Origin of the sequence: Pseudomonas cuatrocienegasensis (assembly GCF_900110925.1) — a bacterium.
Taxonomy (GTDB): Bacteria; Pseudomonadota; Gammaproteobacteria; order Pseudomonadales; family Pseudomonadaceae; genus Aquipseudomonas; species Aquipseudomonas cuatrocienegasensis.
This window is the reverse complement of the sequence record NZ_FOFP01000006.1, coordinates 182,263-194,687: the sequence shown is the minus strand read 5'-3', so window position 1 is coordinate 194,687 and position 12,425 is coordinate 182,263. Positions and strand designations below refer to the sequence as shown.

Genomic DNA, 12,425 nt, shown 5'->3' with positions numbered 1-12,425 from the left:
CGCTGCAGCAGCAACTACGCTATCGCTTTAGGAAAACGCCGCGCATTGTCGCGGCGTTTTGCTGTGTGTGGGTTTTGTGGGCTCAGTACAGGTCACGGCGGTAGCGGCCGCTGGTGCGCAGGTCGTCGACGGTGCTGGCGCCGAGCAGGTCGATGAGGCGTTGTTCGACACCCTGGCCCATGCCTTCCAGGCGACCGCAGACATAGAGTGCCGCGCCGCGTGCGAGCCAGGCGCGCAGGCGCTCGCTGTGCAGGCTGAGCAGGTCTTGCACGTACTGCGCCGGTTCGGCGCGGGTGAAGGCACAGTCCAGGTGCTGCAGTCGACCATCCTGTAGCGCTTGCTGCAGCGCGTCGCTGTACCAGCGGTCATGCTCTGGGCTGCGTTCGCCGAATAGCAGCCATGTGTCTGCCGCGCCGGGTTGGCGTGTACGCAGGTGAGCGAGCAGGCCGGCCAGGCCGGTGCCGGCACCGATCAGAATCAGCGGAGTGGCTGTCGGCGGGTGGTGAAACGCCGGGTTGGCGCGCAGCCGCACCTGCATGGCGGCGCCCAGCGGGGCGTGCTGGCACAGCCAGCCGGAGCCCAGGCCCGGTTGGCCATCGGCCAGGGTCACCAGGCGCACCAGCAGTTCGAGCCTGCCGCTGGCGGGCAGCGACGCCAGGGAATAGGTGCGCAGGGGTAGCGGCGGCAAGTGTGCGAGCAAGGCGTCGGCATCGAGGCCCCGCAGGGCCTGCCAGGCGCCAGCATCTGTGGGTAGCTGGCGGTGCGCCAACTGTTCGGCCAGCGCTAGGCCTTCGACCAGCGTGTCTGGCGCCAGACCTAGTTGCTGCAGGCCCGCAGCGACCTGGGCGGTGGGTACCTGGGGGCGCAGTTCCAGCACATCGCCCGCCTGCCAGCTCGGTAGCGCATCGGCCTGCAGTTCGATGCGATAGGCCGGCGCACCTGGGCTGCCTGGGTTGAGCAACTGCCGTTCGGCCAGATGGACCGGCCGCAGCGGCGCGTCAGTTGGCGGCACCTGCTTGTCGCCGGCCAGCTTTGCCAACTGTTGGGACCATTGTTGCAGGGTGGCGGGGTCTAGCTGGTCGGCCCATAGCGGGGTGAACAGCGGCTGCGCGCCGTTGTGCCGCAGCCACTGTTCGACCTGTTGGGCGAACCGACAGAAGTGCGGGTAATGCCGGTCACCCAGGCCGAGCACGCCCACATCCAGGTGGCTGAGCGCGACATTACGGCCGAGCAACTGGCGGGCGAAGCGGGCGGCGTTGTCCGGTGCTTCGCCGTCGCCATAGGTGCTGAGTACCAGCAATGCCTGACGGCTGTCATCCAACACCTGTGCATCGACCTGGTCCAGCGATAACAGGCGCGCGGGCTGGCCGTGGACCTGCAGGTAGCTGGCGGCCTCGCGGGCCAGACGCTCGGCCTGGCCACTCTGGCTGGCGTAGCTGATAAGTAACGGGCTGGGCGCGTTGCTCTGCGGATGCCGGCGACGCCAGCGCCAGGCGATGCCCAGGCATCCGATCAGGTACAACAGGCTCAGCAGCAGAGCCCATGTCATGGGTGTCAGCGGACGTCTGTTACTGCCGGCTTGTGGCGCGCCCAGCAGGGCACCGCTGCTGCGTGTCACGAGCGCCTGCTGACCATTGGCGAAGCTGACCTGGGCCGGCTGCTGCGGGTCGCCGGGCAGCTGAATCTGCCGTACAGGCAGATCGGGTCGCTGCTGGCGAACGCTCATCGCCAACTGGCTGGCCGTCAGTAAGCGGGTTGCTGCGGCAGGTTCCGCTGTGGCGCTGACGGGTTGGACCAGCAGCAGGCCGAATAGCCAGAGCGGCCGCAGGTGGGCGCGAGTGATCAGGGCAAGGCACTCTCGGCAGAGGGGAAACGGCGCCGCCCAGCGCAACAGAGGCCTGTCGGGCTGGGCGGCGGAGGCTTTACTGCGGCAGCACTTCCAGCGTCGCGCTGTAGCTGGCGCGGCGTTCAGTGGCCGGTTTGGCGACGTTCTCGCTGATGCTCAGCTCGGCTTCGAGCCAGTACATGCCAGGGCTCGGCCAGGTGATGCTGACGTGGCCGTTGGCGTCGCTGCGCGTCTTGATCTCGCCGAGTTGATCGCGGTAGCGGTTACCGCCGGGGATCACGCTGACCTCGACATCGGCGGCCGGTTTGCCGTCCAGCAGAAAGATGAATGTGGCCGCTTCACCCGCGAACAGGTCGTTGGGGTGGGTCACGGGCTTGAGTTCCAGGCCTTTGCCGGTTGGCTTCAGCACGGTCTCGCTGGGCGCGCCGGAGGTGACGAAGACTTCCATGCGGCTGTCGTTCTGGGTCACCACCAGGTCCTTGGCATCGGCCGGGATGGCCTTGGCCAGTTCATCGGCCTTGCCCATCCAGCGTTTGTTCTCACCATTTTCGCTGTAGCGGGCGAACAGGCCCTGGTTGGCGATGGCCAGTTTGTAGGTGCCCTTGAGCGGCAACTGCACATCGAAGGTGCTGCGGTAGCGGCCGATGGCGCCGTTGCGCGGCTGCAGCTGGCTGCCATCGGGCGCGAGCACCTGCAGAACGGCGGCTGGGCGTGGGCGCATACCTGGTGGGCCGCCGGCAGGGGCCTGGTCCAGGGCACCGATACCGGCGATGCGCAGCGGGAAGTGCTCGAAGTAGAACAGGTCGTTGGACACGGCGGCGTCGACGCTGATCCAGGGCTCGTCACCGGAGAGTACGGTGGCCGAGGGCAGCATCCAGGCGCGGTGGGCCTGGGCGGAGAGCGGCAGGCACAGGGCCAGGGTCAGGGCTGCCCATTTGTAGGTCATTTTCATGGTGATTTCTCAGGGTTTCAGTTCGAGTGTGATGGCGCCCAGCTCGTGCTGGCCCTGGACGCTTTCCGTACGGTTTTGCTGCGGCGGCCAACTGAACGGCAGGCGCAGGAGTTCGCGGCCACCGACTTCGCGGGCGGCTTCCACGACCAGTTGGTAGTCACCAGCGGCCAGGGTTTTGAGTGGTCCCTGTTGGTCGTTCAGTTGCAGCGCGTAAGTGCCCACGGCGCGGGTTGCGCCACTGATACCGTCGACCGGCATCTGCAGGTTGCGGCCGCTGCGACGCCACCACTGGCGCAGGTCCTTGAGCCACTTTTCGCCTTCGGCATCGGCCAGTTTCAGGTCGTACCAGACCGCCAGGTCGGCCACGTGTTGCTGGCCGCTACCTTCCAGCCAGATGGCTACGTAAGGGCGGTGGTATTCGGCGACGTCGAGGCGCGGGATTTCCACGCTCAGGCTCATTTCAGCGGCCAGAGCGGGCGCCGCGAACAGGCTGCCCAGGCCGTACAGCAGGGGTTTACGCATGAACACCTCGTCAGTGAATAAACAGCAGCGCCAGCAGCAGCGGCACCAGTAACCCCAAGCCGAGTACCGGCCAGGTGGTCGGGCGCCCGCTGGCGTAGCGCTGCATCAGCAACAGGCCGGTGAGGCAGAACAGCACGCAGACACCGGCGAATACATCGATAAACCAGGACCAGGCCACGCCGCTGTGGCGGCCTTTGTGCAGGTCGTTGAAATAGGCGATCCAGCCACGCTCGGTGGATTCGTAGAGCAGCTCGCCGCTGATCAGGTCCAGGCTCAGCCAGGCATCGCCACCCGGGCGTGGCAGGCCGATGTACAGCTCGCCGTCTTCCCACTCGGCCTCGCGGCCGGCCAGGTCGATGGCCAGTTCAGCCTCCAGCCAGGTGCGCAGTGCAGCGGGCAGGTTCTCGGGCAGCGGGTCGACCGCCAGGAGCTGGTTCTGCAGCGGCTTGGGCAATTGCGCCTGGTGTAGCGTGACGCTGGGGCGGGCTTCGATCTGCGCGGCATGGTTGAGAGTGATGCCGGTAATGGCGAACAGCAGCATGCCGACCAGGCACAGGGCCGAACTGATCCAGTGCCATTGGCGCAGGGTGCCGAAACTGAGGGAGACCTTCATTGCCGTTCGCTCGGAGGGGAAAGGCCGGCGATTCTAGGAGGCGGCAGAAGAAGACGGGAAATATTTACCAACACTATACGTTCTCATTAGTGCTGCCCTTGATTCGCTGCGCCAATCTCCGAGACTGACGCAGCGAACCGTGCGGCGGCGAGTGACTTAGAACGTCAGGTTGGCAGAGAGCCAGAGGCGGCGGCCTTCTTCCATTACCCCGGTGGTGGACTGGGTGCTCTGGGAGTAGTCGGTGCCGTATGCCGTGCCGTTGGCGACACCACCACCAACCCCTGCACCGTTGGGGGCGGTGTAGGTGGAGTAGGCCCGGCCTTTGACGAAGTCCTTGTCCAGCAGGTTGTAGATGGTGGCGTTGAGCGTCAGATTTTCCGTGGCTCGGTAGGAACCGCCCAGGTGGAACAGGGTATAGGCTTTGGTGTTCTTGCCCAGGCTGTCGTAGATCGACTGGTTGGTGGAGTAGGTGCCATTGGTGTTGGCCAGGTTTTCGTAGGAGGAAGTGAAGCGCGCGCGCTCGCCACGGTACTCGGTTTTCAGCCACAAATTGAGGCGGTCGCTGGTCTGCCAGTTGAGTTTGGCGTTGGCCAAATGCTCGGGGGTGTTGGTCAGTGGCTGTCCTTGGTTTTCCCCGCTCTTCTGTTCGCTGTCGGTGTAGGTGTAGTTCGCCGAGAGTGTCCAGGCGGGCATAAAGGTCCAGCTAGCGGCCAGCTCGAGGCCCTGAGTGATGGCTTCGTCAATGTTGACCTGCTGGGCATAACTGCCATCAGGAATACCAGCCTGGCCGCTTATCTGGACTGGATCACCTTCGGCTATCCGGTCTTTGAACTTGTTGTGGAACAAGGTGGCGTTGGTATTGAAGCCCGCCAGATTGTCGAAGTAGATGCCGAACTCGGTATTGGTGGTGGTCTCTGGTTCTAGGTTCGGGTTGCCGATGGTGATGACCTGGCCCTGGCGGGTGGCGCCATTGACTCCGCTGTGCAGGTCGTTCAGGTCTGGCGTGCGGTAACCCCGGCTGATGCCGCCCTTGAGCGTCCAGTAGTCGGTGGTGTTCCATACCAGGTAGGCGCGCGGGCTGACATGCCCGCCAAAGCTTTCATGGTCGTCGTAACGGGCGCCCAGGGTCAGGGCCAGATTGTCACGCAGGCGCCACTCGTCTTCGGCGAAGACCGCCCAGGTTTTCTGCTCGAAGTCGGTTTGGGCAATGCCGTCGGTCATCTCGGCATCCCACCACTGAGCACCAATGGTGCCGATGTGGGATTCGCCGATGGGTGCGGCCAGCTTGGTATCGAAGACCAGGTTGGTGGTCTTCAGTTCACGATCAGCACCACCAATGGCGCCTGGGACCGCCGTCGGCAAACCGATGGTGCCCGGAATGGTGCGTCCAATGGTTTCGGTCGTGTTGTGCATCAGGCTGGAGTCCAGGGTGCCAAAGCCCAAGCGTGCGGTATGCGTCAGAGCGATTTGTTCACGTTCGAAACGTTGTTCGTCGGTATAGCCGTTGGCGGTTGTGGTGGTCGCTGTACAGCTATTGTTTTGTCCGTCCAGGGTGCCGAGTTGGCACTCATCGTTGTTGTAGGTTTGCCGGCCGCGCTCTACATCAAGACCAAAATCGTGGTTTTCGTTGGGAGTCAGGGTCAGACGAGCGCCCAAGGTGTTGTTACGGCCTTCGACCGGCGACGGGCCGCGCTTGCTGACGTCGATGCCGTTGCCATAGCTCAGCTCAGACTCTTCTCGGTTTAACAGGCTGCCGCGGAGCTGAAGGCCCACCAGGTTTTCTACCAACGGGCCGCTGGCATACAGGCTGGAGCTGCGGGTGTCACCGAATTCTCGGTTCTCCTGGTAGGTGTAATCCTGGGTAATGGATCCCGTCCACTCTTTGCCTACCTTGCGGGTGATGATGTTGATCACCCCGCCCATGGCGTCGGAGCCATACAGTGTGGACATTGGGCCGCGGATTACTTCGATACGCTCGATTGCCGACAGTGGCGGCATAAAGCTGGTGGAGGTTTCGCCAAAGCCGTTGGGGGTGACGTTACCTGCGGCGTTTTGCCGACGGCCATCGATCAGAATCAGGGTGTACTGGCTCGGCATGCCGCGAATGCTGATGTTCAGGCCGCCGGTCTTGCCGGTACCTTGGCCGATATCAATCCCTTCCACATCGCCCAGTGCCTGAGCCAGGTTGTTATAGCGTTTCTGCTGTAGATCCTGCTGGGAGATCACGCTGATACTGGCCGGCGCGTTGGTCACCTTCTGCTCGAAGCCCGCGGCGCTGACCACGACATCTTGCAGTGCGATGGGCTCGTTGGCGTGGACGCTGACAGCGCCGGTGAGGGCAATGGCGCTGGCGAGGGCGGTACGGGCAGGCAGGGAAGACATCGTGAATGCTCCTGAAGCAAATCGATTATCGGTATGAAAAAGCGAGCGAATGGTAATGACTTGCAAATAAGGTTCAATTCGTTTCTCCCGGCGGCTCCTTCCGGTGCCCGGTGAATGAGCGCAAAGCCAGAGCCGGCAAGGCCTGGAGGAAGGTGTAAATTTTGTAAGTGGCGGCGTAAGGGACGGGTCTGCTTCTTTCAGGACATGGGAAATCAATACATTTGCAACTGGTTCTCGTCTAATATTCCGCGCTTGTCTTCGCCGCTGTCGTGGGTGTCAGGTGTTCAAGAAAACCGTGTTTCAACTGCACTGGCTGTTCGGTATTACCGGCGGCCTGGTGTTGGCCCTGATGGGGGTAACGGGCGCGGCCTATGCGTTTCGCGATGAGTTGCTGTTGCTGCTCAACCCGCAGGTGATACAGCAGCAGGCGGGGCCGGTACTGACCCCGGGCGAACTGGTTGCGCGGGCCGAACGTGACAGTGGCGCCCAGATGGCAGGCTTATGGGTGGATGTCACCGGCGAGCGTCCGGCGCGCGTGTTCTTTACTCCACCCGCGGGGGAGCGCCGCGGTGCGTCGCGCTATGTTGACCCCTACAGCGGTGCGCAACTGCCCGAGCTGCGCGGGCAGGGGTTCTTCGATTTGATGCTGCAGCTGCATCGTTTTCTCGCCCTGGGCGAGTTCGGCAAGCAGATCACCGCCGCCTGCACGCTGATGCTGGTGTTCTTCTGTCTGTCCGGGCTGTACCTGCGCTGGCCACGCCAGGCGGCTAGCTGGCGCGCCTGGCTGACCCTGGACTGGGCGCGCAAGGGCCGCAGCTTCAACTGGGACCTGCATGCGGTAGCCGGGACCTGGTGCCTGGCGCTGTATTTGTTGGCCGCGCTGACCGGGCTGTTCTGGTCTTACGAGTGGTACCGCGAAGGGGTGCAGCGTCTGTTCACCGATGCGCCGGCAGGCCAGGCGGGCGAGCGCCGCAGTGCAGGGCGTGGTCGGCCGCCTGCCGAGCCCCAGGATGGGCCCGCGTTGGTGGTGGATTACGCCGCGGTGTGGGCTGCGATCCGCAATACGGCAGGCCCGCAACTGCACACCTACAACCTGCGCCTGCCGCCGTTGGGTGGCCAGCCAGCCACGGTTTTTTACCTGCTCGAAGGCGCGGCGCACCCGCGTGCACTTGATCAGCTCAGTCTCGACCCGGCCAGCGGTGTGGTCAGCCGGGTCGAGCGCTACAGCGAAAAACCGCTCGGCGCGCAGTTGCTGGCCAGCGTCTACGCCCTGCATGTGGGCGAGTTCTTCGGTTTGCCGGGGCGCATTCTGATGTTGCTGGCGAGCCTGGCCATGCCGCTGTTCGCCGTGACCGGCTGGCTGCTGTACCTCGATCGGCGGCGTAAGAAGCGCGCCATCCGTGCCGCCCAGGGTGAGTTGGGTGGCGCTGCTGGCGGTGAGGCCTGGTTGATCGGTTTCGCCAGCCAGAGTGGTTTTGCCGAACAACTGGCCTGGCAGAGTGCGGCGCACCTGCAGGCTGCCGGGCATCCGGTGCAGGTTCAGTCGCTCAGCCAACTGGGCGAGCAGACGCTGCGCGAGGCGCGCCGGGCGCTGTTCGTGGTGAGCACCTTTGGCGATGGCGAGGCGCCGGACAGCGCCCGTGCCTTCGAGCGGCGCGTGTTGGGCCAGGCCCTGGGCCTCGATCACCTGCGCTTCGCCCTGTTGGCCCTGGGTGACCGGCATTACCCGCAATTCTGCGGCTTCGCCGAGCGGGTGCGCGGCTGGTTGCAGCAACAGGGCGCGCAGACCCTGTTCGAGCCGGTGCAGGTCGATGCCGGTGATGCCCAGGCCCTGGACCACTGGCGCAGCCAACTGGGCACGTTGACCGGGGTGCAGATGCAGGCAGCGGTCGAGCCGCTATTAACCTGGCGCCTGGTCAGCCGCGAGTGCCTGAACCCCGGCAGCCTGGGCGCCCCCACTTACCTGGTCGGTCTGCAACCACTGCAGCCTTGTACCTGGCAGGCCGGTGACATTCTTGAGGTGCAGGTGTGCCAGGCCCCGGCGCGGGTTTATGAGTGGATGCAGGGCCTTGGCCTGGCTGAGCAGCAGGTGAGTCACGACGGTGAGGCGCGCCCGTTGAGCGAGGTACTGGCCGAACGTGTGTTGCCGGAGGATACCCAGGCACTGTTTGGCCTGGCTCCGCAGGCGCTGCTGCAGACGCTGGCGCCGCTACCGCGGCGCGATTATTCGATTGCCTCTCTGCCGGCCGATGGGGTGCTGGAGTTGCTTGTGCGTCAGCAGCACCAGGCCGATGGCAGTCTGGGTCTCGGCTCGGGATGGCTGACCGCCCATGCGCCGCTGGGCCAGCAACTGCGGGCGCGGCTGCGAGACAACCGCGGTTTCCACCTGCCGAGGGATGACCGCCCGTTGATCCTGATCGGCAACGGCACGGGCTTGGCCGGTTTGCGCAGCCTACTGCGGGCGCGGGTTGCGGCTGGCCAGGGGCGTAATTGGCTGCTATTCGGTGAGCGCAGCGCGGCCCATGATTTCTACTGCCGGGAGGAGCTGCAAGGCTACCTGGCCGATGGCAGCCTGGCGCGCCTGGACCTGGCGTTTTCCCGCGATCAGGCCGAGCGGCTGTACGTGCAGCAGCGCCTGGGGGCGGCCGCCGATGAGTTGCGCAGCTGGCTGCAGGCCGGTGCGGCGCTCTATGTCTGCGGCAGCCTACAGGGCATGGCGGCTGAGGTGGATGGCGTGCTGCGCGAGCTGCTCGGCGAGACGGCACTGCAGACGTTGGTCGAGGACGGCCGCTATCGGCGGGATGTTTACTAGTGAGCGACACGAATCAAATATCGGTCAACGCCAGGTCGTGGGAGGGGCCGGGCGGCGTTCCGCTTTAGCCGCGACTTCTGAAGCGCTTTCAAGATATATCGCGAATAAATTCGCTCCTACAGAGAGCGACATATGACCTGTGTTGTGACACAAGCCTTTATTCGCGATTGATCGTGGAGGTGTGCTGCAAGTGTTGCGGCGAAAGCGCAGCGCCGCCCGGTCGCTCCCAAGCCGTCTGGCTTGATTCGTGTCACGTCTTAACTCAATTCCTCGGCGTGATGGCAGGCCACTTGGCGCCCGTCCAGCGGGCGCAGCGCCGGGCGTTCCAGCGTGCAGCGTTCGCTGGCATGCGGGCAGCGTTGATGGAAGGCGCAGCCGCTGGGCGGCGACAGGGGGTTGGGCAGTTCACCGCTGAGTTTGATCTTCGGTTTGTTCGGGTCGGGGTGAATGGTCGGCGTCGCCGACAGCAGCGCCTGGGTGTATGGGTGTAACGGGCGGCTGTAGATCAGCTCGCTGGGGCCCATTTCCGCCGGGCGGCCGAGGTACATCACCAGCACATCGTCGGCGACATGGCGCACCACCGAGAGGTTGTGCGAGATAAACACGTAGCCAGTGTTGAACTGCTCCTGCAGGTCCATAAACAGGTTGAGCACCTGGGCCTGGATCGATACGTCCAGCGCCGAGGTCGGCTCGTCTGCCACCAGCACCTTGGGTTGCAGCATCATCGCCCGGGCCAGGGCGACGCGCTGGCGCTGGCCGCCGGAGAACATGTGCGGGTAGCGCTGGTAATGCTCGGGGCGCAGGCCCACCTGCTGCATCATCGCCTGCACCCGCTCGCGCCGTTCGGCCGCACTCAGGCGGGTGTTGATCAGCAGAGGCTCGGCCAACTGGTCGCCGATCTTCTGCCGCGGGTTGAGCGAGGCATAGGGGTTCTGGAAGACCATCTGCACGTCGCGGCGCAGCTGCTTGCGCTGCGCCTTGTTGGCGCCCGTCACCTCTTGCCCGGCGATCTGCAGCGAGCCCGAGCTGGGCTCCTCGATCAGCGTCAGGGCACGGGCCAGGGTGGACTTACCGCAGCCGGATTCGCCGACCACGGCCAGGGTGCGGCCGGCTGCCAGGTCGAAGGACACGCCATTGAGGGCCTGGAGTGTGGCAGCGGGCTTGAACAGCCCGAGGGACAAACTGTAGTGGCGGGTGAGGTCTCGGGCAGTCAGGACGGCGCTCATCAGGCCACCTCCGCAGTCAGGTTGAGCGGGTAGAAGCAGCGCGCCGCGCCACGCTCATGGGCATCCAGGCTGGGGCGTTGGTCACGGCAATGGGCCTGGGCATAGGGGCAGCGTGGCGACAGCAGGCAGCCCGCCGGGCGGTCGTAGCGTCCGGGCACGATGCCGGGCAGGGTCGACAGGCGCGTGGCACCCAGGCTGTGCTCGGGAATCGCCTTGATCAGCGCTTCGCTATACGGATGGGTCGGTGCGTCGAACAGCGCCGGTACCTGGCCCAGCTCCACCGCCTGGCCGGCGTACATCACGCAGACGCGGTTGGCGGTTTCGGCGACTACCGCCAGGTCGTGGGTGATCAATACCAGACCCATGTTCTGTTCCCGTTGCAGATCGAGCAGCAGCTCCATGATCTGCGCCTGAATGGTCACGTCCAGGGCCGTGGTCGGCTCGTCGGCGATCAGCAGTTTCGGTTCAGCCGCTATGGCCATGGCAATCGCCACCCGTTGGCTCATGCCGCCAGAAAGCTGGTGCGGGTAGGCATCCAGGCGGCTGGCGGCGGCGGGAATTTCCACCCGTTCGAGCAGTTGCAGGGCGCGCTGGCGGGCGGCCTGACCCTTGAGACCGAGGTGCTGGCGCAGCACTTCCTCGATCTGGAAACCCACGGTGTAGCTGGGGTTGAGCGCGGTCATCGGGTCCTGAAAGACCATCGACAGGTCCTTGCCGACGATATGCCGACGCTGACGGCCCTTGAGCCGCAGCATGTCGGTGCCGTCGAACTGCAGGCTGTCGGCGGTGACGATGCCGGGGGCGTCGATCAGGCCCATCAGCGCCATCATGGTCACCGATTTGCCGGAGCCGGACTCACCGACAATCGCCAGCACTTCGCCGGCTTGCACACTCAGGTCGAGGCCGTCGACCACCGGGATGGCATTGGTGTCGCCAAAGCGTACGCTGAGGTTGCGAATATCCAGCAGGCTCATGGGTGGGCCTCCGCGTGGCGGTGCTGCGGCACTGGAGTAGGGTGCGCCGCGCGCACCGAATTGACGTTGTGCATGCAGGCCTCCTCAGGTCGCGTTCTTGAGTTTCGGGTCCAGCGCATCGCGCAGGCCGTCGCCCATCAGGTTGATCGCCAGCACGCTGAGCAGAATGGCCAGCCCCGGCAGGGTCACGACCCACCAGGCGCGTTCGATGTAATCACGCGCCGAGGCCAGCATGGTGCCCCATTCGGGGATTGGTGGTTGCACGCCGAGGCCGAGAAAACCCAGGGCGGCGGCATCGAGAATCGCCGAAGAAAAACTCAGGGTGGCCTGCACGATCAGCGGTGCCATGCAGTTAGGCAGCACGGTGATAAACATCAGCCGCGGCAGGCTGGCACCGGCCAGGCGCGCGGCGGTGACGTAATCGCGGTTCAGCTCGCCCATCACCGCGGCGCGGGTCAGGCGTACATAGGACGGCAGCGAGACGATGGCGATGGCGAAGATGGTGTTGATCAGTCCTGGGCCGAGGATGGCGACGATGGCCACCGCCAGCAGCAATGAGGGCAGGGCCAGCATGACGTCCATCAGGCGCATGATTGATGGCCCGAGCAGGTGCGGGAAGAAGCCCGCGAGCAGGCCCAGGAGAATGCCGGGAATCAGCGACAGCAGCACCGAGGCCAGGCCGATCAGCAGCGACAGGCGTGCGCCATGGATCAACCGCGAGAGCAGGTCGCGGCCGACTTCATCAGTGCCCAGCAGAAACTGCCATTGGCCGCCCTCCAGCCAGGCTGGAGGGGTCAGCAAGGCGTCACGGAACTGCTCGCTGGGTGAGTAGGGCGCGATCCAGGGGGCGAACAGGGCGCAGAAGACCATCAGGATCATGAAGCCGAGACCGGCGACAGCGCCCTTGTTCTGACTGAAGGCGCTCCAGAATTCCTTCAGCGGCGAGGGGTAGAGCAGTGCTTGATCGAGCGGAGTGGAGGTGGTCATGGACGTGCATCCTGTAGGGTGGATGACGCTTTTTCCATCCACCAGTCGGGTGTCGTGAGGGTGGATGGGTGAAGCGTCATCCACCCTACGCAATCGGTGTAGTCGTGCACG

General features: G+C 64.8%; 9 protein-coding genes. 1 reads left to right on the top strand and 8 read right to left on the bottom strand.

Translation table 11 applies throughout. From position 1 onward, the window contains the following. Positions 1 to 82: 82 nt before the first annotated feature. The 5 genes from BMW49_RS10920 to BMW49_RS10900 form a co-directional block, all read right to left on the bottom strand. Complete coding sequence (locus BMW49_RS10920) at positions 83 to 1,726, bottom strand: sulfite reductase subunit alpha (RefSeq protein WP_139133811.1); 1,644 nt, start codon at positions 1,724 to 1,726, stop codon at positions 83 to 85. Positions 1,727 to 1,922: 196 nt separating this feature from the next. Beyond that, positions 1,923 to 2,798 carry a DUF4198 domain-containing protein gene (locus BMW49_RS10915; RefSeq protein ID WP_069518015.1) on the bottom strand — a complete coding sequence of 292 codons (876 nt, stop codon included), beginning with the start codon at positions 2,796 to 2,798 and terminating at the stop codon, positions 1,923 to 1,925. A 9-nt stretch (positions 2,799 to 2,807) separates the two neighbouring features. Then, positions 2,808 to 3,320: a DUF2271 domain-containing protein gene (locus tag BMW49_RS10910; protein ID WP_069518013.1), complete on the bottom strand. Its 513-nt coding sequence runs from the start codon at positions 3,318 to 3,320 to the stop codon at positions 2,808 to 2,810. A 10-nt stretch (positions 3,321 to 3,330) separates the two neighbouring features. After that, positions 3,331 to 3,933 carry a PepSY-associated TM helix domain-containing protein gene (locus BMW49_RS10905; RefSeq protein WP_069518011.1) on the bottom strand — a complete coding sequence of 201 codons (603 nt, stop codon included), beginning with the start codon at positions 3,931 to 3,933 and terminating at the stop codon, positions 3,331 to 3,333. A 156-nt stretch (positions 3,934 to 4,089) separates the two neighbouring features. Next, positions 4,090 to 6,315 carry a TonB-dependent receptor domain-containing protein gene (locus tag BMW49_RS10900; RefSeq protein WP_069518009.1) on the bottom strand — a complete coding sequence of 742 codons (2,226 nt, stop codon included), beginning with the start codon at positions 6,313 to 6,315 and terminating at the stop codon, positions 4,090 to 4,092. Positions 6,316 to 6,595: 280 nt separating this feature from the next. On the opposite strand from BMW49_RS10900, the gene BMW49_RS10895 reads away from it, so the two are divergent. Continuing rightward, positions 6,596 to 9,127, top strand: a complete 2,532-nt coding sequence (locus BMW49_RS10895; RefSeq protein WP_069518007.1) for a PepSY domain-containing protein — start codon at positions 6,596 to 6,598, stop codon at positions 9,125 to 9,127. A gap of 257 nt (positions 9,128 to 9,384) precedes the next feature. On the opposite strand, the gene BMW49_RS10890 is transcribed toward BMW49_RS10895, so the two are convergent. The 3 genes from BMW49_RS10890 to BMW49_RS10880 all read right to left on the bottom strand — a co-directional run bounded on the left by BMW49_RS10890 (position 9,385) and on the right by BMW49_RS10880 (position 12,314). Further along, a complete protein-coding gene (locus BMW49_RS10890; RefSeq protein ID WP_069518005.1) occupies positions 9,385 to 10,353 on the bottom strand; it encodes a peptide ABC transporter ATP-binding protein in 969 nt (322 codons plus the stop codon). After that, a complete protein-coding gene (locus BMW49_RS10885) occupies positions 10,353 to 11,327 on the bottom strand; it encodes an ABC transporter ATP-binding protein (RefSeq protein ID WP_069518003.1) in 975 nt (324 codons plus the stop codon). The genes BMW49_RS10890 and BMW49_RS10885 overlap by 1 nt, the downstream gene beginning before the upstream one ends. A gap of 84 nt (positions 11,328 to 11,411) precedes the next feature. Continuing rightward, complete coding sequence (locus BMW49_RS10880) at positions 11,412 to 12,314, bottom strand: ABC transporter permease subunit (RefSeq protein ID WP_069518001.1); 903 nt, start codon at positions 12,312 to 12,314, stop codon at positions 11,412 to 11,414. Positions 12,315 to 12,425 lie beyond the last annotated feature (111 nt).